The organism is Enterobacter cloacae complex sp. IR5402 (assembly GCF_049238125.1).
Lineage (GTDB): Bacteria > Pseudomonadota > Gammaproteobacteria > Enterobacterales > Enterobacteriaceae > Enterobacter > Enterobacter hormaechei_C.
The window spans coordinates 23,580-49,255 of sequence record NZ_JBMKHO010000005.1; the positions used below are offsets into that span (position 1 = coordinate 23,580).

Below are 25,676 nucleotides of genomic sequence, written 5' to 3' on the forward strand. Positions count from 1 at the left end.
CAGGACAAGCCGTCTGGCATTGAGGAGAAGCTCATGGCCGGCGCAAAAGAGATACGTAGTAAGATCGCAAGCGTCCAGAACACGCAAAAGATCACTAAAGCGATGGAGATGGTCGCCGCTTCCAAAATGCGTAAATCGCAGGATCGCATGGCGGCCAGCCGTCCTTATGCAGAGACCATGCGCAAAGTGATTGGTCACCTTGCAAACGGTAATCTGGAATATAAGCACCCTTACCTGGAAGAACGCGACGTTAAGCGCGTGGGCTACCTGGTGGTGTCGACTGACCGTGGTCTGTGTGGCGGCTTGAACATTAACCTGTTCAAAAAACTGCTGGCGGATATGAAAGGCTGGTCCGATAAAGGCGTTCAGTGCGATCTGGCACTGATTGGCTCTAAAGGCGTCTCTTTCTTTAACTCCGTTGGTGGCAACATTGTCGCTCAGGTGACCGGTATGGGTGATAACCCGTCCCTGTCCGAACTGATCGGCCCGGTTAAAGTGATGTTGCAGGCCTACGATGAAGGCCGTCTGGACAGACTGTACGTTGTCAGCAACAAATTTATTAACACCATGTCTCAGGTGCCTACGCTCACTCAGATGCTGCCGTTACCGGCATCAGAAGATGACGAGCTGAAACAGAAAGCCTGGGATTACCTGTATGAACCCGATCCGAAACCGCTGCTGGATACCCTGCTGCGTCGTTACGTTGAATCTCAGGTTTATCAGGGCGTTGTAGAAAACCTGGCCAGCGAGCAGGCCGCACGAATGGTGGCGATGAAAGCCGCGACCGATAATGGCGGCAGCCTGATTAAAGAGCTGCAGTTGGTTTACAACAAAGCTCGTCAGGCCAGCATTACTCAGGAACTCACCGAGATCGTCTCGGGGGCCGCCGCGGTTTAACCAGGTTTACGAATTACGTAGAGGATTCAAGATGGCTACTGGAAAGATTGTCCAGGTAATCGGCGCCGTGGTGGACGTCGAGTTCCCTCAGGACGCCGTACCACGCGTGTACGACGCGCTTGAGGTACAGAATGGTAACGAGAGCCTGGTGCTGGAAGTTCAGCAGCAGCTCGGCGGCGGTATCGTGCGTACCATCGCCATGGGTTCTTCCGACGGTCTGCGTCGTGGTCTGGAAGTAAAAGACCTTGAGCACCCGATCGAAGTCCCGGTAGGTAAAGCAACACTGGGTCGTATCATGAACGTATTGGGTCAACCAATCGACATGAAAGGCGACATCGGTGAAGAAGAGCGTTGGGCTATCCACCGCGCGGCACCTTCCTACGAAGAGCTGTCCAGCTCTCAGGAACTGCTGGAAACCGGCATCAAAGTTATCGACCTGATGTGTCCGTTCGCGAAGGGCGGTAAAGTCGGTCTGTTCGGTGGTGCGGGTGTAGGTAAAACCGTAAACATGATGGAGCTGATCCGTAACATCGCGATCGAGCACTCCGGTTACTCCGTGTTTGCGGGCGTAGGTGAACGTACTCGTGAGGGTAACGACTTCTACCACGAAATGACCGACTCCAACGTTCTGGATAAAGTATCCCTGGTTTACGGCCAGATGAACGAGCCACCAGGAAACCGTCTGCGCGTTGCGCTGACTGGCCTGACGATGGCTGAGAAGTTCCGTGACGAAGGCCGTGACGTTCTGCTGTTCGTTGATAACATCTACCGTTACACCCTGGCCGGTACTGAAGTATCTGCACTGCTGGGTCGTATGCCTTCAGCGGTAGGTTATCAGCCTACGCTTGCGGAAGAGATGGGTGTTCTTCAGGAACGTATCACCTCTACCAAAACTGGTTCTATCACTTCCGTTCAGGCGGTATACGTACCTGCGGATGACTTGACTGACCCATCTCCAGCCACCACCTTTGCTCACTTAGATGCAACCGTGGTACTGAGCCGTCAGATCGCGTCTCTGGGTATCTACCCGGCCGTTGACCCGCTGGACTCCACCAGCCGTCAGCTGGATCCACTGGTTGTTGGCCAGGAGCACTACGACACCGCGCGTGGCGTACAGTCCCTGCTGCAACGTTATCAGGAACTGAAAGACATCATCGCCATCCTGGGTATGGATGAACTGTCTGAAGAAGACAAACTGGTGGTAGCACGTGCGCGTAAGATCCAGCGCTTCCTGTCCCAGCCGTTCTTCGTTGCGGAAGTATTCACCGGTTCTCCAGGTAAATACGTTTCCCTGAAAGACACCATCCGTGGCTTTAAAGGCATCATGGAAGGCGAATACGATCACCTGCCAGAGCAGGCGTTCTACATGGTTGGTTCCATCGAAGAAGCCGTGGAAAAAGCCAAAAAACTTTAACGCCTTAATCGGAGGGTGATATGGCAATGACTTACCACCTGGACGTCGTCAGCGCAGAGCAACAAATGTTCTCTGGTCTGGTCGAGAAAATCCAGGTAACGGGTAGTGAAGGTGAACTGGGTATTTTCCCGGGTCACGCACCGCTGCTCACCGCCATTAAGCCTGGTATGATCCGCATCGTTAAACAGTTCGGTCATGAAGAGTTTATCTATCTGTCCGGCGGCATTCTTGAAGTGCAGCCAGGCAGTGTGACCGTTCTGGCCGATACCGCTATTCGTGGCCAGGATCTCGACGAAGCGCGAGCCCTGGAATCGAAGCGTAAGGCTGAAGAGCACATTAACAGCTCTCATGGTGACGTGGATTACGCTCAGGCGTCTGCGGAGCTGGCCAAAGCGATCGCGAAACTGCGCGTTATCGAGTTGACCAAAAAAGCGATGTAACACCGGCTTGAAAAGCACAAAAGCCAGTCTGGATCCCAGGCTGGCTTTTTTTTTCGGCCTTAATTCATGATGAAAAAGATGTAGAATTTTAAGCATCAAACGTTTTTACTTCTCACACAAACTACCGTCAGGATGCGTATGTTAAACAGTGCGATGAGCGTGGTGATCCTTGCCGCAGGCAAAGGTACCCGCATGTATTCCGATCTGCCTAAAGTGCTCCACACGCTGGCAGGAAAGCCAATGGTTCAGCATGTTATTGATGCAGCGAATGAATTAGGCGCCAGCCAGGTGCATCTGGTTTATGGACATGGCGGCGATCTGCTGAAAAAAACGCTGCGTGACGACAATCTCAACTGGGTGCTTCAGGCAGAACAGCTGGGTACGGGTCATGCAATGCAGCAGGCTGCACCCTTCTTCGCTGATGATGAAGATATCCTGATGCTCTACGGCGACGTCCCGCTGATCTCCGTTGAAACCCTTACTCGGCTGCGTGAAGCCAAACCGCAGGGTGGCATCGGTTTGTTGACCGTCGTGCTGGACGATCCAACCGGCTATGGCCGCATTACGCGTGAAAACGGCAACGTGACGGGGATTGTTGAGCATAAAGATGCCACTGACGAACAGCGCCAGATTCAGGAGATCAACACCGGCATCCTGATTGCGAACGGTGCGGATATGAAGCGCTGGCTGTCCAGACTCAACAATAACAACGCGCAGGGTGAATACTACATCACCGACATCATTGCGATGGCTTACCAGGAAGGGCGTGAGATTGCTGCCGTTCATCCGGCGCGTATCAGCGAAACGGACGGGGTAAACAACCGTCTCCAGCTTTCCCGTCTTGAGCGTATTTACCAGTCCGAGCAGGCAGAAAAGCTGTTGCTCGCGGGCGTTATGCTGCGCGATCCGGCGCGTTTCGATCTGCGTGGCACGCTGACCCACGGGCGCGACGTTGAAATAGATACTAACGTTATCCTGGAAGGTAACGTCACGCTGGGCAACCGCGTCAAAATCGGCACCGGCTGTGTGATTAAAAACAGCGCGATCGGTGACGACTGCGAAATCAGCCCGTACAGCGTGGTGGAAGATGCCCATCTTGAGGCGGCCTGTACGATTGGCCCATTTGCGCGTCTGCGCCCGGGCGCTGAGCTGCTGGAAGGTGCTCACGTAGGTAACTTCGTGGAAATGAAAAAAGCGCGTCTGGGTAAGGGCTCTAAAGCGGGTCATCTGACCTATCTGGGCGATGCGGAAATTGGCGACAACGTAAACATTGGTGCAGGGACGATTACCTGTAACTATGACGGCGCCAATAAGTTTAAAACCATCATTGGTGATGACGTGTTTGTAGGCTCCGATACCCAGCTGGTGGCGCCTGTTACCGTGGGCAAAGGCGTGACCATTGCCGCCGGGACAACCGTTACGCGCGATGTGGCCGAGAACGAGCTGGTGTTAAGCCGCGTTCCGCAGGTCAGCAAGCAGGGCTGGAAACGCCCGGTGAAGCAGAAGTAACGGATTTATACCCCTCACCCTAACCCTCTCCTCACAGGGGAGAGGGGATTGTTCGGTGCGGTGTTTTTCTCCCTCGCCCCTTTGGGGAGAGGGCCGGGGTGAGGGGATAACATAATCCTCCCCCCACAAGCAGTACCCATAAAAATAACCCCACTCTCTACAAGGCTCGGGGCGCCCGGAAAGGGCAAATACAGGTCAGCGACAACGCATGGCATAACGCCATAATCAGGAAATATAACTATGTGTGGAATTGTTGGCGCAGTTGCGCAGCGTGATATTGCTGAAATCCTTCTCGAAGGTTTACGTCGTCTGGAATACCGTGGTTACGACTCAGCCGGGCTGGCTGTCGTTGATGCAGAAGGTCATATGACCCGTCTGCGCCGTCTCGGTAAAGTGCAGATGCTGGCCCAGGCTGCGGAAGAACATCCGCTGCACGGTGGCACCGGTATTGCGCATACCCGCTGGGCTACCCACGGTGAGCCATCTGAAGGCAACGCACACCCGCATGTGTCTGAACACATCGTGGTCGTGCATAACGGCATTATCGAAAACCACGAACCGCTGCGTGAAGAACTGAAAGCGCGCGGCTATACCTTCGTCTCTGAAACCGACACCGAAGTGATTGCTCACCTGGTGCACTGGGAGCTGGCAAAGGGCGGTACACTGCGTGATGCGGTGCTGCGCGCTATCCCTCAGCTACGTGGTGCTTACGGTACGGTGATCATGGATTCCCGCGACCCGTCCACGCTGCTGGCCGCGCGTTCCGGTAGTCCGATGGTGATTGGTCTGGGCATGGGTGAAAACTTTATCGCTTCCGACCAGCTGGCGCTGCTGCCGGTTACCCGTCGCTTTATCTTCCTGGAAGAGGGAGACATTGCCGAGGTGACACGTCGCAGCGTGACCGTATTCGACACAAAAGGCGAGCAGGTTAAGCGTCAGGAGATCGAATCAAACCTGCAATACGACGCGGGCGACAAAGGTGCTTACCGTCACTACATGCAGAAAGAGATCTACGAACAGCCAAACGCCATTAAAAACACCCTGACTGGTCGCATCAGCCATGGTGAAGTGGATCTGAGCGAGCTGGGCGCCAATGCCAACGAACTGCTGAGCAAAGTCGAGCACATTCAGATCGTGGCCTGCGGTACCTCTTACAACTCCGGTATGGTCTCGCGCTACTGGTTTGAATCCCTGGCGGGTGTGCCGTGTGATGTGGAAATCGCCTCTGAGTTCCGCTATCGCAAATCTGCGGTGCGTCGTAACAGCCTGATGATCACCCTTTCTCAGTCTGGCGAAACGGCCGATACCCTGGCGGCGCTGCGTCTGTCTAAAGAACTGGGTTACCTCGGCTCGCTGGCCATTTGTAACGTGCCGGGCTCTTCGCTGGTACGTGAATCCGATCTGGCGCTGATGACCAAAGCGGGTACCGAAATCGGCGTGGCTTCCACCAAAGCGTTTACTACTCAGCTGACCGTTCTGCTGATGCTGGTGGCGAAACTGGCGCGTCTGAAAGGCCAGGATGCTTCCGTTGAACACGACATCGTGCATGGCCTTCAGGCGCTGCCGAGCCGTATTGAGCAGATGCTGTCTCAGGACAAACGCATTGAGGCGCTGGCTGAAGATTTCTCTGACAAACATCACTCCCTGTTCCTGGGGCGTGGCGATCAGTATCCGATTGCGCTGGAAGGCGCACTGAAGCTCAAAGAGATCTCTTATATTCACGCTGAAGCCTATGCGGCAGGCGAGCTGAAGCATGGCCCGCTGGCGCTGATCGATGCGGATATGCCAGTTATCGTGGTGGCACCTAACAACGAACTGCTGGAAAAACTGAAATCTAACATCGAAGAAGTGCGCGCCCGTGGTGGTGTTCTGTACGTCTTTGCGGATAAAGATGCCGGTTTCGCCAGCAGCGACAACATGCACATCATCGAGATGCCGCATGTGGAAGAGGTGATTGCGCCGATCTTCTACACCGTACCGCTGCAACTGCTGGCTTATCACGTCGCGCTGATCAAGGGCACCGACGTAGACCAGCCACGTAACCTGGCTAAATCGGTTACCGTTGAGTAATCACTTCCTGTAAAAAGGCTGCCATTTGCGTGGCAGCCTTTTTATTTGTTGCTACTTCTTTACACGCCTCATTTTTACTTTCTTGTGTACCCTATGGCGTAAAATGTTTCATGTAAAACATGTGGTTACATTTTTTTCGCTCTCCGTTTTTTGGACTTGTGCTGTTGCAAAAACGATCAAATAATAATTGTTTATTATTAAGATATTAATATATTCCTAAAATAATCCTCCTGCCAGTAGATATCGCATTTATTGTTTGTGGCTGATATTTATAACATGATTGAATCTGATACATTTCATTCATCCTTCTTAAAATAAAATATTACAAGCTGGAAAACTTATTTGTCAGAGGCGTTTTTAGGATCGTAATATTACGCCGCTTCAAATTTAATCATTTTATTTGGTTAATAAATAAAATATCAGCGATATAAAATTAATAGGGGTTGTCATGAAACTAAATGCTATCGCCAGCGCAATAATCTTGTCTTCATCCATATTATCTGGTGCTGCTCTGGCATCTGATGGTACTGTACATTTCCGTGGTGAGATCATTGATAGCGCTTGTGAAATTACCACCGTTACGAAAGAACAAAACGTTGATTTAGGTAAAGTCAGTAAAACGGCATTCAACGGTGTAGGCAGCACCTCCGCACCAACGCAATTCACTATCAGCCTGGAGAAATGCCCGCCAACCTATACCAAGGCATCGGTTCGATTTGACGGTACTGAAGCTGGCAATGGCGATCTGGCGATAGGTAACCCGGAAAAAACAGGCACGCCAGGCGACTTTACGGGTACAGGCGACGCGGTCACTGCAACGGGCGTAGCGATTCGTATCTATAACCGCGCAGACAACTCTCAGGTTGAGTTATACAAAGATTCTGCCACAACTGATATTGTGGATACTAAGGCCGATTTAAAATTCATTGCACGTTATATTGCAACCTCTACGACCGTAACGCCAGGTACAGCTAACGCTGACTCTCAGTTCACCGTTGAATATGTGAAATAATTACATTTATTAGTTAAAAGACGCCCTTATTCGCGTTGCTAATAATAAACATTTTAAGGGCGTCAACTAATGAGAGGCTGTATGGTTGCTTTTACACGTTTATTTAAAACATTCATGGCTGCGACAATGTGTCTCAGCTCGTCAATAGCCTGTGCAGGCATCATTGTCGGCGGCACGCGCGTCATTTTTTTGGCTGATAGTCCTGATGCCACCATATCGATTTACAACAAAGAGAGCGATCTGCCGTACCTGATACAAACCTGGGTCGACCCCTTTGACAAAGAAGATAAACATAAACCGCCTTTTACCGTCATACCACCCGTTTCCAGGCTTGAGCCAATGCAAGAAAAGGTCTTACGCGTACTTAAAATGGCCGGGACGTTGCCCACCGATCGCGAATCCGTTTTTTGGCTGAACATAAAAAATATTCCGCCATCCAGCAGTAAAAAAGAGACCAGCTCGCTGGAAATTGCGATTAAGACACGTATCAAACTGTTCTGGCGACCGGCGGCTATTACGTTAATCCCTGAGAAGGCGGTAGCGAACGTCGCATGGTCAAAACAAGGTCGGCAACTTATTGTTCAGAATAATAATCCTATCCATATCAATATCATGGATGTATCAGTTGATGGTAAAGACATACCAGTCAATATGATCAAACCCTTTGAAAAACTCTCGCTGACATTACCACCAGGAAGTGCAGGCCATACGCTTGTTTGGCGTTTTATTAATGATTACGGCGCCGTCAGCAACCCAGTAAAACAGGTGCTTTAATATTCTGATAGGGATGTCTTAATGATTGGCTTACGTCACTGCATTGCCATGATATCGGGGTTATGTCTGAGCATTCCTGTTCAGTCGTTAGCACAGGACAGCCTGTTTAACCCGAAACTTCTGGAAATCGATCATCCGGTCGATGTCGATATTCGTCAATTTAACCGTTCCAACGCGCTTCCCCCTGGCAGCTATAAAGTTGATGTATTCATTAACGGCAAATTTTTTGAACGTAAGGAAGTGACGTTTGTGCAGGATGCTCCCGAGGACGAACTCCATCCTTGCTACGTCGCTATCAATGATGTCCTTATATCTTACGGCGTAAAGGTTGAGGCGTTGAAAACGCTGCGTGGAGTGGATAGCACCGCCTGCGTCAACCCCGCTCCGTTGGTGGAGGGATCACGCTGGCTATTCGACGGCAACAAGCTGGTGTTGAACATCTCCATTCCACAAATTTATCTTGATTCAGCGGCGTATGATTATATTAGTCCCTCGCGATGGGATGAAGGCATTAACGCCTTGATGACCAACTATGACTTTTCCGGTTCGCATACTCTTCGATCAAATTATGATTCTGAGGAGGATGACAGCTACTACCTGAATTTGCGCAATGGTCTTAATCTCGGGTCCTGGCGGCTTCGCAACTACAGCACAGTGGATTCGACAGCAGGCAGCGCTGAGTACCACTCCATCAGCAGCTATGTGCAGCGAGATATCGCCGCGCTACGCAGCCAGATCATGGTTGGCGATACCTGGACCGCAAGCGACATCTTTGACAGTACGCAGATCCGCGGCGTCAGACTCTATACCGATGACGACATGCTACCGTCCAGTCAGAATGGCTTTGCGCCGATAGTGCGCGGTATCGCAAAAAGCAACGCGACCGTGACGATCCGCCAGAATAACTATGTGATCTATCAGTCGGCGGTACCGCAGGGCGCGTTTGAAATCACCGATCTGAATACCACCAGCGGTGGCGGCGATCTGGACGTAACAATCAAAGAGGAAGACGGCAGCGAGCAGCGTTTTACACAGCCTTACGCTTCTCTGGCAATACTGAAACGAGAAGGACAGACCGACGTTGATGTCAGCGTCGGTGAAATGCGCGCTGAGAGCGGCTTTACACCCGATGTGTTACAGGCGCAGGTATTACACGGGATGCCGTGGGGATTAACGCTCTACGGTGGAACGCAGGTTGCGCAAGATTATGCCTCCGCAGCTATAGGGATGGGGAAGGATATGGGTGCGCTGGGTGCGATGTCGCTAGATATAACCCAGGCTCGCTCGTCTTTTGACAATGGCGACGAGGAAAAAGGGCAATCATACCGTTTCCTCTATTCCAAACGATTTGATGATACAGATACCAATTTTCGTCTCGTAGGATACCGGTACTCTACAGAAGGCTTTTATTCACTAACCGAGTGGGCATCTCGCCAGAATGATGTTTCTGATTTCTGGAACATGGGAAACCGGCGTAGTCGCCTGGAAGGTACCTGGACCCAATCGTTGGGGCCCGATCGGGGAAATTTCTACCTGACGCTGAGCCGTCAGCAGTACTGGCACACCGATGAGGTCGAGCGTCTGCTTCAGCTTGGTTACAGCAATAACTGGCGGCAGATATCATGGAACCTGACATGGAATTATACCGACTCGATCAACCGCTATTCCAGCGGCAGCCACAGCGACGACTACACCGATAGCGAACATATTTTTATGTTCACGGTTTCTTTGCCGCTCTCTGGCTGGTTGGAAGGGAGTTACGTTAACTACTCCATGACCCAGAATAATCATAACGACAGTAGCATGCAGGCCGGGATCGGCGGCACTCTGTTGGAAGGCCACAATCTGGCGTATAGCGTGCAGGAGTCCTGGACGAATACATCGAATAATACCCATAGCAGCAATGCCAGCCTGAACTACGACGGCACCTACGGATCGGTAAATGGCAGCTACGCCTATAGCCAGGATTCGCAGCGTATAAACTACGGGGCGCGTGGCGGTATTCTGATTCACCGCGACGGCGTGACCTTTTCCCAGGAGTTGGGTGAAACGGTGGCGCTAGTGGAAGCGCCAGGAGCGGGCGGCCTGTCGGTTGAAAACACGACCGGGGTAGCGACGGACTGGCGTGGATACACCGTCAAAACGCAGCTTAATCCTTACGAAGAAAACCGTATAGCGATTAACAGCAACTATTTTTCACGTGCTAACGTCGAACTGGATAATACCGTTGTTAATCTTGTACCTACCCGCGGCGCGGTAGTGAAAGCAGCGTTTAAAACTCGCATCGGCTATCGCGTTTTATTCAGCGTCATTATGGCTAACGGCAAACCTGCGCCGTTTGGCGCAATGGCGACGGCCGATCTGGATACGGGAACGGTAACCGGGATTGTGGGGGATAACGGCGAGCTTTATCTTTCAGGAATGCCCTTAGTTGGCCGTTTTAATATTACTGGTCAATCCATCTGCCAGGTTGAGTATCATCTCGAAGCGCCAAAGGACAATGGGCTGTTACAACTGCCGGTAACATGCGCTAATAACGGAGTATCAAATTGAATATCGTTAAATTAATCATCGTGCTGTGCATCTGCGCAGTGTGCCAGCACGCATGGTCTGCGGATACATATTGCGAAGCTAAAGGCGGTACACACCACAGCATACTTTCGTTTTCCGGCACTACGCTCAGCGCCTCACAGAATAAAGCTGGCCAGACAATTAGCAAACAAGTAGATAACGGTGGTCAGTATGAAGGGGTATGCCACTGTAATCGCGATTATAACTATGTTTACTTTACAGCCAAAGATAACCCCGCCTTGCGGAAAAGCGTCAGCCGAAATAAAGTGCAATACTATGTATTAGATGAGTATTTAGATGTTGGATTGTCGATCATGATCATGGGGCGCGGTTATATCAACGTTCCCTTTGAGGACCGGCCTAACAACCCCAGTGGTTATTACAACTGCGTTAATTCCCTTAATACGACCACCTTTACAAGCGGTTCCGACGCAACCATTTATTTTTATGTCAAAGAACCGTTTATCGGCACCGTTACTATTCCGTTGACGTTACTCGCTTCGCTGTATGCTAATACTTCTAGTGTATTAGCCACCGACTATGGCAATAAACTGGCTGATGTTTTTATTCAAGGGGATATTACCGCGCCGCAGGAGTGTGAAGTTAACGGCGGTCAAATCATTGAAGTGGATTTTGGTAAAATCTCTGCGTCTTCATTTTCATCTGTAGCGGGCACTGGCCTTTCCGATAAGAAAATACCCATCAAGGCGTCGGTAAGATGCACTGGGATGAGCTCAGGGCAAGATGTTGAAGTTTCACTCCATGCCACCCAGGCAGGCGCGTTTTCAACCATGATTGAGACAACAAACCAGGATGTGGGTATTAAGGTCTACGACGAGTTTAATCAAGAAGTGGATGTTAACGGCGGACGCATGGAAACGGACATGGGAACCCGTTCTCGACTGGGTGTGGAGACGGGTGAGTTTAATTTTTCTGCTGCGCCGGCGAGCGCGACGGGAGCTAGGCCTGAGCCAGGAACGTTTACCGCGACTGCCACCATTACGATGGAAATTAAAAACTGATTCGTCAACGGCTGTTTATGACAGCCGTTGTCATATTGCGCTTTTTGAACCAGACTAAACATGCTTATTGTGACAATTTTATGGCAGGGGGTTGAATATATAATTATCATTTTCAATGACTTATATCCAACGCCTTGATTGTCATAAAACTGTCATATTTCGTACATTTATCTGTCACCTGTTTGTCCTATTTTGCTCATCGTAGCCACTTAAACAATGATTTACGAAATCCTTGCAGGAGACATTATGAAAGTTATGCGTACCACTGTCGCAACTGTTGTCGCCGCGACCTTATCGATGAGCGCTTTCTCTGCCTTCGCAGCAGCAAGCCTGACTGGCGCTGGTGCAACCTTCCCTGCGCCGGTGTATGCCAAATGGGCGGATACCTACCAGAAAGAGACCGGTAACAAGGTCAACTATCAGGGTATCGGCTCCTCCGGTGGCGTAAAACAAATTACCGCGAATACCGTTGATTTCGGCGCATCCGACGCTCCGCTGTCTGATGAGAAACTGAATCAGGAAGGCCTGTTCCAGTTCCCGACCGTGATTGGCGGCGTTGTGCTGGCTGTTAACATCCCTGGCCTGAAATCAGGCGAGCTGGTGCTGGACGGCAAAACCCTGGGTGACATCTACCTGGGCAAAATCAAAAAATGGGATGACGAAGCCATCACTAAGCTGAACCCAGGCGTTAAGCTGCCTTCGCAGAATATCGCGGTGGTTCGTCGTGCTGACGGCTCTGGTACCTCTTTCGTGTTCACCAGCTACCTGGCGAAAGTGAACGAAGAGTGGAAATCTAAAGTCGGTTCCGGCTCTACCGTTAACTGGCCAACCGGTCTGGGCGGTAAAGGCAACGACGGTATCGCAGCCTTCGTACAGCGTCTGCCTGGCTCTATCGGCTACGTAGAGTACGCCTACGCTAAGCAGAACAATCTGGCCTACACCAAACTGGTTTCTGCCGACGGCAAACCGGTTAGCCCGACCGAAGAGAACTTCGCCAACGCCGCCAAAGGCGCTGACTGGAGCAAATCCTTCGCTCAGGACCTGACTAACCAGAAAGGTGAAGACGCGTGGCCAATCACCTCTACCACCTTCATTCTGGTTCACAAAGAGCAGAAGAAACCAGAGCAGGGCGCAGAAGTGCTGAAGTTCTTCGACTGGGCATACAAAAACGGCGGCAAACAGGCTAATGACCTGGATTACGCCAGCCTGCCAGACAGCGTGGTTGAGCAGATTCGTGCTGCATGGAAAACCAACGTGAAAGACAGCAGCGGTAAAGCGCTGTACTAACAGGATATTTTTAACGAAGATGGCGGGTGGCGCGCAGCGATCCCGCCCTACGGTTTACTCTGTAGGCCCGGTAAGCGTCAGCGCCACCGGGCATATTCGTAAGACGTCTCATAAAGAAGAGTAATTTATGGCTGCAACCAAGCCTGCATTTAACCCTCCGGGTAAAAAAGGTGACATGATTTTCAGCGCGCTGGTGAAACTGGCTGCGCTGATTGTGCTATTGCTGCTGGGCGGCATTATCGTGTCCCTGATTTTCTCCTCCTGGCCGAGCATTCAAAAATTTGGTTTCGCCTTCCTGTGGACCAAAGAGTGGGATGCGCCGAACGATATTTACGGTGCGCTGGTGCCGATTTACGGCACGCTGGTGACCTCTTTTATCGCCCTGCTAATTGCGGTTCCGGTGAGCTTCGGTATTGCCTTGTTCCTGACGGAACTGGCGCCAGGCTGGCTGCGGCGTCCGCTGGGTATCGCCATTGAACTGCTGGCGGCCATCCCAAGTATCGTTTACGGCATGTGGGGCCTGTTTATTTTTGCTCCGCTGTTTGCAACGTACTTCCAGGAGCCGGTCGGTAACGTGCTTTCTGCCGTTCCGTTTGTGGGGGCGCTGTTCTCCGGCCCGGCATTCGGTATCGGCATTCTGGCGGCGGGTGTGATCCTCGCCATCATGATTATTCCGTACATTGCGGCGGTCATGCGCGATGTCTTCGAACAAACCCCGGTGATGATGAAAGAGTCCGCCTACGGCATCGGCTGCACCACCTGGGAAGTTATCTGGCGCATCGTCCTTCCGTTCACCAAAAATGGGGTGATTGGCGGCATTATGCTGGGCTTAGGGCGCGCGCTCGGTGAAACCATGGCGGTCACCTTTATCATCGGCAACACCTACCAGCTCGACAGCGCTTCGCTCTATATGCCGGGGAACAGTATTACTTCTGCGCTGGCGAACGAATTTGCCGAAGCGGAATCCGGGCTGCACGTCGCGGCGCTGATGGAACTGGGCCTGATCCTGTTTGTTATCACCTTTATTGTGCTGGCTATCTCCAAGCTGATGATTATGCGTCTGGCTAAAAACGAGGGGGCACGCTAATGGCGACTCTCGATATGCAAAATACCGCTCAGCTTGCGGAATCCCGTCGCAAAATGCAGTCAAAGCGCCGGATTAAAAACCGCATTGCGCTGACGCTTTCCATGGCGACGATGGCGTTTGGCCTGTTCTGGCTGATCTGGATCCTGATGTCAACCATCACCCGCGGCATCGATGGAATGTCCCTGGCGCTGTTCACGGAAATGACGCCGCCGCCGAACACGGCGGGCGGTGGTCTGGCAAACGCCCTGGCGGGTAGCGGCCTGCTGATCCTGTGGGCGACCGTTTTCGGTACACCGTTGGGCATTATGGCGGGTATCTATCTGGCGGAGTATGGGCGCAAGTCCTGGATCGCTGAAGTCATCCGCTTTATTAACGACATTCTGCTTTCTGCCCCGTCGATTGTCGTGGGTCTGTTTGTTTACACCATCGTGGTGGCGCAAATGGAACACTTCTCCGGCTGGGCGGGTGTGATTGCGCTGGCGCTGTTGCAGGTGCCTATCGTTATTCGTACTACTGAAAACATGCTGAAACTGGTGCCGGACAGCCTGCGTGAAGCGGCTTACGCGCTGGGCACGCCGAAATGGAAAATGATTTCGGCGATCACCCTGAAAGCATCCGTCTCGGGGATCATGACCGGTATCCTGCTGGCTATCGCCCGTATCGCCGGTGAAACCGCACCGCTGCTGTTTACCGCCCTCTCCAACCAGTTCTGGAGCACGGACATGATGCAGCCGATCGCCAACCTGCCGGTGACGATCTTTAAATTTGCGATGAGCCCATTCGCGGAATGGCAGCAGCTGGCCTGGGCCGGGGTGCTGATCATCACCCTTTGCGTACTGTTGCTGAACATTCTGGCGCGCGTCATTTTCGCGAAGAAGAAACACGGTTAAATTTTTACGGCGCGGCAGCTCGCGGCGCCGAATGAGGAAATGAGTCAATGAGTATGGTTGATACTGCCCCGGGTAAGATTCAGGTTCGTGATTTGAACTTCTACTACGGCAAATTCCATGCCCTGAAGAATATCAATCTGGATATCGCGAAGAACCAGGTAACGGCATTCATCGGTCCGTCCGGCTGTGGTAAATCCACGCTGCTGCGCACCTTTAACAAAATGTATTCGCTCTATCCGGAGCAGCGCGCAGAAGGTGAAATTCTGCTGGACGGTGACAACATCCTGACCAATACCCAGGATATCGCCCTGCTGCGTGCGAAAGTGGGGATGGTATTCCAGAAACCCACGCCGTTCCCGATGTCGATCTATGACAACATCGCCTTTGGTGTGCGTCTGTTTGAGAAGCTCTCCCGTGCGGATATGGACGAGCGCGTGCAGTGGGCATTGACCAAGGCCGCATTATGGAACGAAACCAAAGATAAACTTCACCAGAGCGGGTACTCTCTCTCCGGTGGCCAGCAGCAGCGTCTGTGCATTGCGCGCGGTATCGCCATTCGCCCGGAAGTCTTGCTGCTGGATGAGCCGTGCTCAGCCCTGGACCCTATCTCAACCGGGCGTATCGAAGAGCTGATCACCGAGCTGAAGCAGGATTACACCGTGGTGATCGTGACCCACAACATGCAGCAGGCTGCACGTTGTTCTGACCACACGGCGTTTATGTACCTGGGCGAGTTGATTGAGTTCAGCGATACGGATGCGCTGTTCACCCGTCCGGCGAAGAAACAAACCGAAGATTATATTACTGGCCGCTACGGTTGATTTGCCTTAGTGCATGTGGAGAAACCATGGACAACCTCAATCTTAATAAACACATTTCCGGCCAGTTTAACGCAGAGCTGGAAAGCATTCGCACCCAGGTGATGACCATGGGCGGCATGGTCGAGCAGCAGCTTTCTGATGCGATCACGGCGATGCACAACCAGGACAGCGAGCTGGCGAAGCGCGTTATTGAAGGCGACCACAACGTCAATATGATGGAAGTCGCCATCGACGAAGCCTGCGTGCGCATCATTGCGAAGCGTCAGCCGACGGCGAGCGACCTGCGTCTGGTGATGGCGATCATCAAAACTATCGCCGAGCTGGAGCGTATTGGTGACGTGGCGGATAAAATCTGCCGCACCGCGCTGGAGAAATTCTCCCAGCAGCACCAGCCGCTGCTGGTGAGTCTGGAGTCTCTCGGTCGCCACACCGTGCAGATGCTGCACGACGTGCTGGACGCTTTCGCGCGCATGGATCTGGACGAAGCGGTCCGTATCTACCGTGAAGACAAGAAAGTTGACCAGGAATACGAAGGCATAGTGCGTCAGCTGATGACCTACATGATGGAAGATTCCCGTACCATTCCAAGCGTACTCACCGCGCTGTTCTGCGCGCGCTCAATCGAGCGTATTGGCGACCGCTGCCAGAACATTTGCGAATACATCTTCTACTTCGTGAAGGGGCAGGATTTCCGACACGTGGGCGGCGACGAGCTGGACAAGCTGCTGGCGGGCAAAGATCCGAAAGAGTGATTTTTACCCTCACCCTAACCCTCTCCCACAGGGAGAGGGGACCATTCGGTTTTCTCCCTCTCCCTGTGGGAGAGGGCCGGGGTGAGGGGAAAACTCAGCGAGTAATATCCCACCCGCGCGCCTTCCACAACGCTGGCAGTTGCGCCAGATCGGTAAAGGTCGTCACTTTTGGATGATCGATCGGCTTGTTGTGCGGATCGGCGCAGAAGTAAAACACCTCCATCCCCGCATCAATCCCCGACTGCGCGCCCGCAGACGAGTCATCCACCAGGATGCAGTTCTCCACGTTGACGTTCATCGCCTTCGCCGCGTGGAACATCAATGCCGGATCCGGCTTCCAGCGCTGGATATCGTAGCCGCTGAACAGTTTTTCCGGGAAGTGGTGCAACATATTCAGCTTGCCGAGCGAGTGCTGCATTTTGCTGACCGGGCCGTTAGAGACCACGCAGATCGGCACCGTCATCGCATCCAGCAGCGTGTTAGCGCCAGCGATAACTTCCAGCTCGGCGTCGAAGAGGCGTGCGACCTCGGCGCGGTACACCGGTTCCAGATCCGCTTTCGCCAGATCCACCCCGTGCTCTTCGTTAATGATGTCGATGATCTCGTACAGCTTCACGCCCTTAAAGCGTTTAAACACCTCTTCGAGATCGAGCGTAATACCAAATTCCTGGAACATGGCGACATACGCGCGGGAACAAATGACCTCACTGTCGACCAGCGTACCGTCACAGTCGAAAAATACCGCTTCAATTCCGGACATGCCTTTCCCTTTTAACAAGTTTAACGTTTTCGTACGGCAGTTCACCGGGACGCAATCGTTGCCGTATAAGCAAAATCAATGAAAAAAGTATCCCGTAACCGCCACTATTGTCGCATTTTGGTATAGGATAGCGACGAATTTTCCCTCCTTGTTCGGAAATTGATGATGAGTCAACAACACACTACCCAGACGTCTGGTCAGGGGCTGCTTGAGCGCGTGTTCAAACTGCGCGAGCACGGCACAACGGCACGCACCGAAGTGATCGCCGGTTTTACTACCTTCCTGACGATGGTCTATATCGTTTTCGTTAACCCGCAAATTCTGGGCGTGGCTGGCATGGACACCAGCGCCGTCTTCGTGACCACCTGTGTGATCGCGGCGCTTGGCAGCATCCTGATGGGCGTTTTCGCTAATCTGCCCGTGGCGCTGGCCCCGGCAATGGGTCTGAATGCGTTCTTTGCGTTCGTGGTGGTTCAGGCGATGGGCCTGCCGTGGCAGGTCGGGATGGGCGCTATTTTCTGGGGCGCGGTCGGCCTGCTGCTGCTGACCATCTTCCGCGTGCGCTACTGGATGATTGCGAACATTCCCGTGAGCCTGCGCGTGGGTATCACCAGCGGTATCGGTCTGTTTATCGGCATGATGGGGCTGAAAAACGCTGGCGTTATCGTGGCGAACCCGGAAACGCTGGTGAGCATTGGTAACCTGACCTCTCACAGCGTGCTGCTGGGCGTGCTGGGCTTCTTTATCATCGCGATCCTGGCGTCGCGCAACATCCATGCTGCGGTGCTGGTCTCTATCATTGTGACCACGCTGCTGGGCTGGATGCTGGGTGACGTACATTACAACGGTATCGTCTCTGCGCCACCAAGCGTCTCTACCGTGATTGGCCACGTTGATCTGGCGGGCTCGCTGAACCTGGGTCTGGCCGGGGTGATTTTCTCCTTCATGCTGGTCAACCTGTTTGACTCCTCCGGTACGCTGATTGGCGTGACCGACAAAGCGGGTCTGGCGGATGAAAAAGGCAAATTCCCGCGCATGAAGCAGGCGCTGTATGTGGATAGCATCTCGTCCGTCGCTGGCTCTTTCATCGGCACCTCGTCTGTTACCGCTTACATTGAATCCTCTTCCGGTGTGTCCGTGGGCGGTCGTACTGGCCTGACGGCGGTAGTTGTGGGTCTGCTGTTCCTGCTAGTGATCTTCCTCTCTCCGCTGGCGGGGATGGTGCCACCATACGCGGCAGCTGGCGCGCTGATTTACGTCGGCGTGCTGATGACCTCAAGCCTGGCGCGCGTGAAGTGGGAAGATTTGACGGAAGCCGTTCCGGCGTTTATTACCGCGGTGATGATGCCATTCAGCTTCTCGATCACCGAAGGTATCGCGCTGGGCTTTATCTCTTACTGCGTGATGAAGATCGGTACCGGCCGCTTCCGCGAACTCAGCCCGTGCGTGATTATTGTTGCGCTGCTGTTTGTGTTGAAGATTGTGTTTATTGATTCACACTAAGATGCTGGTGGTGTCAGGTGGCGCTTCGCTTACCTGACCTACGGGCAAAGTTCCCTCTCCCTGTGGGAGAGGGTTAGGGTAAAGGCTTACGCCTTCACCCGCTTAATATAATCCCCAAACGCGGTCAGCTGGCCAGAGAGATGGTCACGCGTACTCTGATCCACCACTTCACCCGTCTGCGGGTCGACCTTGTTCTGAATCAGGCCGCCCATAAATTCCGGCTTGTTCATCACCATCGCATCCAGGAACACCAGGATCTGACGCAGGTGATACTGGCAGCGCGCGCCGCCAATGGCGCCCATTGAGCTGGTCTGGATCAGCACAGGTTTACCAGACAGCGGCTGCTCCGGTAAACGGGACAGCCAGTCAATGGCGTTCTTCAGACCACCCGGCACCGAGTAGTTATACTCAGGCGTCACAATCACCACGCCGTCAGCCTGACGGATCTGCTCGGCTATCGCTTCCACGCTTTGCGGGAACCCTTCTTCCTGCTGAACGTCAGCATCATAAAGCGGGATGTCGCCAATGGACGGCAGGGCACTGATCTCCATTCCCGCAGGCGCCAGCTGCGGCAGCGTACGGGCAACCATCCCGTTAAAAGAACCTTTGCGCAGGCTTCCCAGTAACGTAACAACTTTCAACGTATCAGACATGATTACTCCTGTTTCATCATGATGACCCTGGACGGATCAGCTATGGGTGTATGCTTTTTCTGCCGGTAAACTGGTTAATCGCATCAGGCGCGCGGCGGGCTCGTTGGCGCGCTCAGGGACATCCGGAAGACTACGCCAACCGCGAATACTGTCAAATTCCCAGATTTTCAGCCGTTCGATGGCGGGGCTCACCGCAACGGACCAGATCAGTACGTCCTCAGCGTCGCTGAGCGCCTCTACCAGCGAGGCTTTTGTCGCGCGCAGGCGTCCGGAGCCGGGGAGCAGCTGCAACAGGCTGGCGTCGTCTGACGCCGCGCCGTTCAGTTTGCGGATGCTCTGGCGAAGGGTGATGAGCTGCGCTCTGGCTTCAACAGGGTCGTTCTGGTTACGTATCCACAACTTTTCATTGCTGGAGAGCGGGTATTCATCGAGCGCGTTAGCACCATGGAAGCTACGCGTGACGCGTTGCAGCTCCATATCCAGGCCACAATCACCTTCAGTCGTCAGCGCGACGCCAACAATGTTGCCGGTGTACGCAATGGAAAAATGGGGGAGTGCCGGGTCCGCAAAAACCGGGCGACCTTCTGGCTGGGTGAGTATGTCCGGTAGTTCGCTAGTGCCGTAGAGCATAAAAAGCAGTTCTGCGAGGAGCGCTCTGGAAGCTAAAAACCGCGTCCTGCGGTGTTCAGGTAGTTTGAGCGCCTCACTGTGACAGGCTGAAGAAAGTCTGGCCGATACGAGATGCCCTTCCGTTAATGTTCCTCGTGCAAAGTGCGTAGCCATTTTTCGCTCCTTGATAATGGTCGTAGTCGGTTAAACGGTTACATGATTATCGCTTAACTTAGCTTCTGTTTTAATCAGTAAATGGAAATAAGAGAAGCCTGAGCACCGAACTTTACATTATCTTAGGCAAAAACCTGATCTGGTGCGGTATACAGCGCTTTAATCGTCTCACGCAGCCAGAGGATTTTCGGATTATGGCTGTTCCGTTTATGCCAGATCAGCGTGAAGGGTACGGTGAGGTTTTCTGCCTGCGCCTCATCGATGGGAATGGGCAGACAGACCAGATTACGCTGGTGGAGTTGATTGTAGTGATGGCAGTAGTGCGGCGCAGTGGCTATGTAGTTGTGATCCGGCTGGGCCGCCATAAACATCGACTGTTCAAAACCGGGCAAACTCATGGCGATGTTACGCTCCCGGCCCATCTCCCTTAGCACCTCGTCGAGCGCCCAGGTGTCACTGCGTTCCCAGAAGATGCTGATATGCGGGTAGCGCAGAAACGTCTCCAGATCCCACGCTTCCTGGAGCGCGGGATGATCCTCGCGCAAATACACGCACGGACGGTCACTGAACAGGATTTCGTAGTCGATAAACCACGGCATCAGCTTTAGCAGTTCGCGCGAGCGAGGGTGCGTTTCACGCCCGGTGAAGCCCAGATCCACTTCTCCGCGCGTAATGGCGTCCAGCGAATCGTAATCCCATTGCCGCAGCTTCACCGTCGCCTGTGGGTAGCGCTCGTTCACCTGCTCCAGCAGGGTATTAAAGCGGATCAGCATCAGCGGTGTTTCGGCGGCGAGCACAAACTTAAGCCCGCCTGGAGAGCTATGGTGGAATTTATCGAGGATCTGGTTGCCAATCTGCATCCAGTCGGCCAAATCCTTTTCCAGACTCACCGTCAGAGGCGTGGGCAGTAGCCCTAAAGGCGTTTTCACAAACAGCGGATCGTCGAACCAGTCGCGCAGCTTCGCCAGCGATTTACTCACCGCTGACGGCGTCACGTTCATCCGCTTCGCGGCTTTGGTGACGCTGCGCTCCTGCAACAAAAGTTGCAGGCAAAGTAAAAGATTAAGATCGAGACTGCTGATGGGCTTCTTCATAGTGCGCCGCGGGCTGGATGACCATAAGTAAGGTAATGCAGAGTATGCTACAGCCAATCAGAACCCCGATCAGCATATTCAGCGCGTTAAGGCCGATCACCGCCGCCAGCCAAATCCATAGCGAAGAACCGCAGACCTGCGCAATGCCCAGCACCGAGCTGGCCACGCCAGCCCGCAGCGAGAAGGGGCCAAGCGCCTGACTCATCGCCACACCAAAGCCGACGGAGAATCCGGCGCAGATCAGAGTAATGCCCACCAGCATTACAGCGTGTGAGGTGGCGGTCGCCAGGATCACGCCTGCGGCGAGAAACAGCGTCTGTGAGGTGAGCATCAGCGTGCGCTGGCGGAAGATGTTGAGCGCAAAGGGCGTTGAGAATGAAACCGCCATGCTCACCATCGCGGTTAGCGCCATCACCGTCGAATACTCACCGCGATCGAAGCCCATCGTCTCCATCAGCAACACCGGGGAAACGTTTACATAGGTGAGGATCACCGCCACGCTAAGCGTGGTGATTGCCAGCCGACTCAGGAAAAAGCGATTCACCAGCTTTTCAGCCGGATGGAGGGTTGCGGTGTGATATGGCTGTTGCGAACCGGGATGGGTCTCTTTCAGCACCGTCACGGACAGGATAAAGACGATGGCGCCCATGGCTGCCATGGTCCAGAAAAGACTCTGCCACGGAAATTTAAGCATAATCAGGTAGCCTACAACCGGTGCCAGCACCGGGATGATGCAGGTAATGCCGTTCAGCATCGACAGCACCTTGGCGCGGCGCTGGGCGCTCAAGGTATCGCGCAGAATGGCAAAGGCCACCACGTAACAGCCGCCTGCGCCAATGCCCTGGATAAAACGTCCTGACAGGAACATTGTGCTTTCCTGAGCCACTGAACAGAGTACTGATGCCAGCGCAAAGATAACTGCACCCGTAATCGCGACGGGCTGGCGGCCTGCTTTATCCGCGATTTTCCCGGCAAATACCATCGACGACGCCATTCCCGCGAGGTAGGCCGAAAACGCGATGTGCAGTTGCGCCTCGCTGGCACCCAGATCGCGGGCAATATGCGGTAGCCCTACCAGATACATATCAATGCCGGACGGATAAAGCAGAACTAATGCGAAACTACAAAACAGAAAACGCGCCATAAACCCCCCATAGATGCAGGCATGCAGGATAGGGGGTGAAAGGGGATTAGGCGAGTTGCCATTTGGACAATGGTGATTTCCCTGGAGGAAATCACCCTGTATTAACGTGAATTACTTACCGATGCAGAAGCTCGAGAAAATCCGTCCAAGCAGATCGTCCGACGTAAACTCCCCGGTGATCTCGCTCAGATTCTGTTGCGCCAGACGCAGCTCTTCCGCCAGCAGTTCACCGGCCCACGCGCCGATCAGCTGGGCTTTACCCTGCTCAAGGTGGCGAGCCGCCTCTTCCAGCGCCTGCAAGTGACGACGACGCGCCAGGAAGCCACCCTCCATGCTGGTGTCGAACCCCATGCTCTGTTTGAGATGGCTACGCAGGGCTTCCACGCCTTCACCGGTACGGGCCGACAGGCGAATAAGTGAGTGACCATTCACATCGCTGATGCCCAGCGTTTCGCCGGTCACGTCGGCCTTATTGCGCACCACGGTGATCGGCAGTTTAGCCGGGAGACGGGCGATAAAGTCTGGCCAGATTTCAGCCGGGTCAACGGCGTCGGTTGTGGTGCCGTCCACCATAAACAGCACGCGGTCGGCCTGCTCGATCTCCTGCCAGGCGCGTTCGATACCGATACGCTCGACTTCATCGCTCGCATCGCGCAGGCCAGCGGTGTCGATGATGTGCAGCGGCATTCCGTCGATGTGGATATGCTCGCGCAGCACGTCGCGGGTGGTGCCGGCTATGTCGGTGACGATCGCCGCTTCACGGCCCGCCAGGGCGTTCAGCAGGCTCGATTTCCCGGCGTTGGGGCGTCCGGCAATGACCACCTTCATGCCTTCACGCAGCAGGCTGCCCTGGCGCGCTTCGGCGCGGACGGCATCGAGATCGTTCATCACCTGGTTGAGCTGAGCTTCAATTTTACCGTCTGAGAGGAAGTCGATCTCCTCGTCCGGGAAGTCGATAGCCGCTTCGACATAGATTCGCAGGTGAGTAAGTGCTTCCACAAGGTGATTCACGCGTGCGGAAAACGCGCCCTGCAACGAGTTCAGCGCGGAGCGGGCCGCCTGTTCGGAGCTGGCGTCGATCAGATCAGCAATCGCCTCGGCCTGCGCCAGGTCGAGCTTATCGTTGAGGAAAGCACGCTCGGAGAACTCACCCGGCTTCGCAATGCGCAGGCCAGGCAGGGTCAGAATACGTTTTAACAGCAGGTCGAGGATCACCGGGCCGCCGTGGCCCTGAAGTTCCAGCACATCTTCGCCGGTAAAGGAGTTTGGGCCGGGGAACCACAGCGCAATGCCCTGGTCCAGCGGTGTGCCGTCGGCATCCTTAAACGGCAGATAATCAGCGTAGCGCGGCTTTGGCAGTTTACCCAGCACCGCTTCGGCCACCTCACGCGCCTTCAGGCCGGAGATACGCAGAATGCCTACACCACCGCGTCCCGGTGGGGTTGCCTGGGCGACGATAGTGTCGTTATGGCTCATGGTTGCTCTCGTTCAATACAAATAAAAAAGGCGGTCAATCGACCGCCCTTATTTTAGCGTTAAGTTACCGAATCAGGACTTTTTCTTTTCGCGGCTATGCAGGCCACGTTTTTCCAGACCACGGTAAATCAGCTGCTGCTGGATGATGGTCACCAGGTTGCTGACGATATAGTACAGCACCAGACCTGACGGGAACCACAGGAAGAACACGGTGAAGATGACCGGCATAAAGGTCATGATCTTCTGCTGCATCGGGTCGGTCACGGTGGTCGGAGACATCTTCTGAATGAAGAACATCGTCACGCCCATCAGGATCGGCAGGATGTAGTACGGGTCCTGTGCGGACAGGTCATGGATCCACAGGGCGAACGGCGCGTGGCGCAGCTCAACGGAACCCATCAGCATGTAGTACAGCGCAAGGAAGATTGGCATCTGAATCAGCAGCGGGAAGCAACCACCCAGTGGGTTCACTTTCTCTGCTTTATACAGGGCCATCATCTCCTGGCTCTGACGCTGTTTGTCATCGCCCAGACGCTCACGCATAGCCTGAATCTTCGGCTGTAGCATACGCATCTTCGCCATGGAGGTGTACTGCGCTTTAGTCAGCGGGTACATGATGCCACGAACGATAAAGGTGATAACGATGATGGAGAAGCCCCAGTTACCCAGGAAGCTGTGGATGAACTTCAGCAGCTTAAACAGCGGCTGAGAGATGAACCACAACCAACCGTAATCCACGGTCAGATCCAGGTGCGGCGCAACGGCAGCCATTTTGTCCTGGATTTCCGGGCCGACCCACAGGGTGCTTGCCAGTTTACCGGTTTGACCCGGCTGCACCAGAACCGGCTGAGATTTGTAGCCGATGGCTGCAATACCGTTGCCGAGGTTCGCGGTGTAGAAGTTGTTCGTACCGTCGTTATTCGGTACCCACGCCGTCGCGAAATACTGTTGCAGCATTGCGACCCAACCGCCTTTAGAGCTGACGTTCAGGTTTTCGTTATCGGCAATGGTGTCGAATTTGTATTTCTCGTACTTGGTATCTGGCGTGGAGTAAGCCGCGCCACGGAAGGTATGCAGCGCAAAGTTGCTGCTTCCGGTATCACGGTGAGACGGCAGATTGATGGACTGCTTCAGCTGACCAAAGGTAGAGATTTCCAGCGGTTTCGCACCGGCGTTCTGTACGCTGTAGCCCACGTTCACCGCATACTCACCGCGTTTCAGGGTGAAGGTTTTGGTGAAGGTGTTGCCTGCCGCGTCGGTGTAGGTCATCGGGATAACCAGTTCGTTCTGACCATCAGCCAGTACAAACGTGTCATTCTCGACGTTATACAGTGGACGCGCACCGTTAGCCGGATTATCCGGGCCATCACGACCGGTCAGGCCGCTCTGCGCCTGGTAGATAAATTCAGGCGTGGTTTCCAGTAACTGGAACGGTTCGGTAGACTTCAGTTCTTTCGGGTAGGTCAACAGCAGCGCCTGCTCAACATCACCACCACGGGTGTTGATAGTCAGCTCAAGCACATCGGTCTTAACCGTAATCTGTTTCCCCTGGCCACTGGCCGGTACGCCCTGGTCGGCGGCGCTACCCGCTGCGGTGGTCGTGGTCTGCGTGGTCTGCTGCTGGGGTTGAGGATTTTTATCCTGCTCCCATGCCTGCCAGATCATGAAAGACACGAACAACAAAGCGATGATAAGAAGATTGCGTTGCGAATCCATC

General features: G+C 53.7%; 22 protein-coding genes. 15 read left to right on the forward strand and 7 right to left on the reverse strand.

The window, feature by feature from the left end:
- Positions 1–33: 33 nt before the first annotated feature.
- The 14 genes from atpG (at position 34) to phoU (ending at position 16,546) form a co-directional block, all read left to right on the forward strand.
- Entirely contained in the window at positions 34–897 is an 864-nt protein-coding gene (atpG, locus tag ACOTXL_RS10540; protein ID WP_003862364.1) for a F0F1 ATP synthase subunit gamma, read from the forward strand.
- A 31-nt stretch (positions 898–928) separates the two neighbouring features.
- A complete protein-coding gene (atpD, locus tag ACOTXL_RS10545) occupies positions 929–2,311 on the forward strand; it encodes a F0F1 ATP synthase subunit beta (RefSeq protein WP_003862362.1) in 1,383 nt (460 codons plus the stop codon).
- A 20-nt stretch (positions 2,312–2,331) separates the two neighbouring features.
- Positions 2,332–2,751, forward strand: a complete 420-nt coding sequence (locus ACOTXL_RS10550) for a F0F1 ATP synthase subunit epsilon (protein ID WP_003862360.1) — start codon at positions 2,332–2,334, stop codon at positions 2,749–2,751.
- Between the two features lie 138 nt (positions 2,752–2,889).
- Positions 2,890–4,260, forward strand: coding sequence for a bifunctional UDP-N-acetylglucosamine diphosphorylase/glucosamine-1-phosphate N-acetyltransferase GlmU (glmU, locus tag ACOTXL_RS10555; protein WP_023315069.1), 1,371 nt, complete (start codon positions 2,890–2,892; stop codon positions 4,258–4,260).
- 240 nt (positions 4,261–4,500) lie between these two features.
- Entirely contained in the window at positions 4,501–6,330 is a 1,830-nt protein-coding gene (gene glmS / locus ACOTXL_RS10560; RefSeq protein WP_023315070.1) for a glutamine--fructose-6-phosphate transaminase (isomerizing), read from the forward strand.
- 448 nt (positions 6,331–6,778) lie between these two features.
- Positions 6,779–7,342 carry a chaperone-usher fimbrial major subunit gene (locus tag ACOTXL_RS10565; RefSeq protein ID WP_023315071.1) on the forward strand — a complete coding sequence of 188 codons (564 nt, stop codon included), beginning with the start codon at positions 6,779–6,781 and terminating at the stop codon, positions 7,340–7,342.
- A gap of 81 nt (positions 7,343–7,423) precedes the next feature.
- Positions 7,424–8,116, forward strand: a complete 693-nt coding sequence (locus ACOTXL_RS10570) for a fimbrial chaperone (RefSeq protein WP_044596304.1) — start codon at positions 7,424–7,426, stop codon at positions 8,114–8,116.
- A 21-nt stretch (positions 8,117–8,137) separates the two neighbouring features.
- Positions 8,138–10,669: a fimbria/pilus outer membrane usher protein gene (locus ACOTXL_RS10575; protein WP_032608135.1), complete on the forward strand. Its 2,532-nt coding sequence runs from the start codon at positions 8,138–8,140 to the stop codon at positions 10,667–10,669.
- A complete protein-coding gene (locus ACOTXL_RS10580; RefSeq protein ID WP_052686666.1) occupies positions 10,666–11,709 on the forward strand; it encodes a fimbrial protein in 1,044 nt (347 codons plus the stop codon). Before ACOTXL_RS10575 ends, ACOTXL_RS10580 begins: the two co-directional genes overlap by 4 nt.
- A 246-nt stretch (positions 11,710–11,955) precedes the next feature.
- Positions 11,956–12,996, forward strand: coding sequence for a phosphate ABC transporter substrate-binding protein PstS (gene pstS, locus ACOTXL_RS10585; RefSeq protein ID WP_022652104.1), 1,041 nt, complete (start codon positions 11,956–11,958; stop codon positions 12,994–12,996).
- Between the two features lie 127 nt (positions 12,997–13,123).
- Positions 13,124–14,083: a phosphate ABC transporter permease PstC gene (pstC, locus tag ACOTXL_RS10590; protein WP_003861158.1), complete on the forward strand. Its 960-nt coding sequence runs from the start codon at positions 13,124–13,126 to the stop codon at positions 14,081–14,083.
- Positions 14,083–14,973, forward strand: a complete 891-nt coding sequence (gene pstA / locus ACOTXL_RS10595; protein ID WP_003861156.1) for a phosphate ABC transporter permease PstA — start codon at positions 14,083–14,085, stop codon at positions 14,971–14,973. The genes pstC and pstA overlap by 1 nt, the downstream gene beginning before the upstream one ends.
- 47 nt (positions 14,974–15,020) lie before the next feature.
- Positions 15,021–15,794 (forward strand): phosphate ABC transporter ATP-binding protein PstB, encoded by a 774-nt coding sequence (gene pstB / locus ACOTXL_RS10600; protein ID WP_003861154.1) that lies wholly within the window; start codon positions 15,021–15,023, stop codon positions 15,792–15,794.
- A 26-nt stretch (positions 15,795–15,820) separates the two neighbouring features.
- Positions 15,821–16,546, forward strand: a complete 726-nt coding sequence (gene phoU / locus ACOTXL_RS10605) for a phosphate signaling complex protein PhoU (RefSeq protein WP_003861153.1) — start codon at positions 15,821–15,823, stop codon at positions 16,544–16,546.
- 94 nt (positions 16,547–16,640) lie between these two features.
- On the opposite strand, the gene yieH is transcribed toward phoU, so the two are convergent.
- Positions 16,641–17,306 carry a 6-phosphogluconate phosphatase gene (gene yieH, locus ACOTXL_RS10610; protein ID WP_003861151.1) on the reverse strand — a complete coding sequence of 222 codons (666 nt, stop codon included), beginning with the start codon at positions 17,304–17,306 and terminating at the stop codon, positions 16,641–16,643.
- 165 nt (positions 17,307–17,471) lie between these two features.
- Between yieH and adeP the strand changes: the two genes are divergently transcribed.
- Positions 17,472–18,809, forward strand: a complete 1,338-nt coding sequence (gene adeP, locus ACOTXL_RS10615; protein ID WP_139154814.1) for an adenine permease AdeP — start codon at positions 17,472–17,474, stop codon at positions 18,807–18,809.
- Positions 18,810–18,895: 86 nt separating this feature from the next.
- On the opposite strand, the gene ACOTXL_RS10620 is transcribed toward adeP, so the two are convergent.
- From ACOTXL_RS10620 to yidC, 6 genes are all read right to left on the reverse strand, one after another.
- Positions 18,896–19,462 carry an NADPH-dependent FMN reductase gene (locus ACOTXL_RS10620; protein WP_045350380.1) on the reverse strand — a complete coding sequence of 189 codons (567 nt, stop codon included), beginning with the start codon at positions 19,460–19,462 and terminating at the stop codon, positions 18,896–18,898.
- A gap of 36 nt (positions 19,463–19,498) precedes the next feature.
- A complete protein-coding gene (locus ACOTXL_RS10625; protein WP_003861145.1) occupies positions 19,499–20,245 on the reverse strand; it encodes a 4'-phosphopantetheinyl transferase family protein in 747 nt (248 codons plus the stop codon).
- 122 nt (positions 20,246–20,367) lie between these two features.
- The gene (yidZ, locus tag ACOTXL_RS10630; RefSeq protein ID WP_045350379.1) at positions 20,368–21,339 is read right to left on the reverse strand and encodes an HTH-type transcriptional regulator YidZ; all 972 of its coding nucleotides are present in this window, start codon (positions 21,337–21,339) and stop codon (positions 20,368–20,370) included.
- Entirely contained in the window at positions 21,308–22,483 is a 1,176-nt protein-coding gene (locus ACOTXL_RS10635; protein WP_003861141.1) for an MFS transporter, read from the reverse strand. Before ACOTXL_RS10635 ends, yidZ begins: the two co-directional genes overlap by 32 nt.
- Before the next feature lie 111 nt (positions 22,484–22,594).
- The gene (mnmE, locus tag ACOTXL_RS10640) at positions 22,595–23,959 is read right to left on the reverse strand and encodes a tRNA uridine-5-carboxymethylaminomethyl(34) synthesis GTPase MnmE (RefSeq protein WP_015570136.1); all 1,365 of its coding nucleotides are present in this window, start codon (positions 23,957–23,959) and stop codon (positions 22,595–22,597) included.
- Positions 23,960–24,031: 72 nt separating this feature from the next.
- The gene (yidC, locus tag ACOTXL_RS10645) at positions 24,032–25,675 is read right to left on the reverse strand and encodes a membrane protein insertase YidC (RefSeq protein ID WP_003861138.1); all 1,644 of its coding nucleotides are present in this window, start codon (positions 25,673–25,675) and stop codon (positions 24,032–24,034) included.
- Position 25,676: the final 1 nt, after the last annotated feature.

Excerpts from the sequence above, each read along its gene's own strand:
- atpG (WP_003862364.1), top strand. The coding sequence starts at position 34 with ATGGCCGGCGCAAAAGAGATACGTAGTAAGATCGCAAGCGTCCAGAAC.
- atpD (WP_003862362.1), top strand. The coding sequence starts at position 929 with ATGGCTACTGGAAAGATTGTCCAGGTAATCGGCGCCGTGGTGGACGTC.
- ACOTXL_RS10550 (WP_003862360.1), top strand. The coding sequence starts at position 2,332 with ATGGCAATGACTTACCACCTGGACGTCGTCAGCGCAGAGCAACAAATG.
- glmU (WP_023315069.1), top strand. The coding sequence starts at position 2,890 with ATGTTAAACAGTGCGATGAGCGTGGTGATCCTTGCCGCAGGCAAAGGT.
- glmS (WP_023315070.1), top strand. The coding sequence starts at position 4,501 with ATGTGTGGAATTGTTGGCGCAGTTGCGCAGCGTGATATTGCTGAAATC.
- ACOTXL_RS10565 (WP_023315071.1), top strand. The coding sequence starts at position 6,779 with ATGAAACTAAATGCTATCGCCAGCGCAATAATCTTGTCTTCATCCATA.
- ACOTXL_RS10570 (WP_044596304.1), top strand. The coding sequence starts at position 7,424 with ATGGTTGCTTTTACACGTTTATTTAAAACATTCATGGCTGCGACAATG.
- ACOTXL_RS10575 (WP_032608135.1), top strand. The coding sequence starts at position 8,138 with ATGATTGGCTTACGTCACTGCATTGCCATGATATCGGGGTTATGTCTG.
- pstS (WP_022652104.1), top strand. The coding sequence starts at position 11,956 with ATGAAAGTTATGCGTACCACTGTCGCAACTGTTGTCGCCGCGACCTTA.
- pstC (WP_003861158.1), top strand. The coding sequence starts at position 13,124 with ATGGCTGCAACCAAGCCTGCATTTAACCCTCCGGGTAAAAAAGGTGAC.
- pstA (WP_003861156.1), top strand. The coding sequence starts at position 14,083 with ATGGCGACTCTCGATATGCAAAATACCGCTCAGCTTGCGGAATCCCGT.
- pstB (WP_003861154.1), top strand. The coding sequence starts at position 15,021 with ATGAGTATGGTTGATACTGCCCCGGGTAAGATTCAGGTTCGTGATTTG.
- phoU (WP_003861153.1), top strand. The coding sequence starts at position 15,821 with ATGGACAACCTCAATCTTAATAAACACATTTCCGGCCAGTTTAACGCA.
- yieH (WP_003861151.1), bottom strand. The coding sequence starts at position 17,306 with ATGTCCGGAATTGAAGCGGTATTTTTCGACTGTGACGGTACGCTGGTC.
- adeP (WP_139154814.1), top strand. The coding sequence starts at position 17,472 with ATGAGTCAACAACACACTACCCAGACGTCTGGTCAGGGGCTGCTTGAG.
- ACOTXL_RS10620 (WP_045350380.1), bottom strand. The coding sequence starts at position 19,462 with ATGTCTGATACGTTGAAAGTTGTTACGTTACTGGGAAGCCTGCGCAAA.
- ACOTXL_RS10625 (WP_003861145.1), bottom strand. The coding sequence starts at position 20,245 with ATGGCTACGCACTTTGCACGAGGAACATTAACGGAAGGGCATCTCGTA.
- yidZ (WP_045350379.1), bottom strand. The coding sequence starts at position 21,339 with ATGAAGAAGCCCATCAGCAGTCTCGATCTTAATCTTTTACTTTGCCTG.
- ACOTXL_RS10635 (WP_003861141.1), bottom strand. The coding sequence starts at position 22,483 with ATGGCGCGTTTTCTGTTTTGTAGTTTCGCATTAGTTCTGCTTTATCCG.
- mnmE (WP_015570136.1), bottom strand. The coding sequence starts at position 23,959 with ATGAGCCATAACGACACTATCGTCGCCCAGGCAACCCCACCGGGACGC.
- yidC (WP_003861138.1), bottom strand. The coding sequence starts at position 25,675 with ATGGATTCGCAACGCAATCTTCTTATCATCGCTTTGTTGTTCGTGTCT.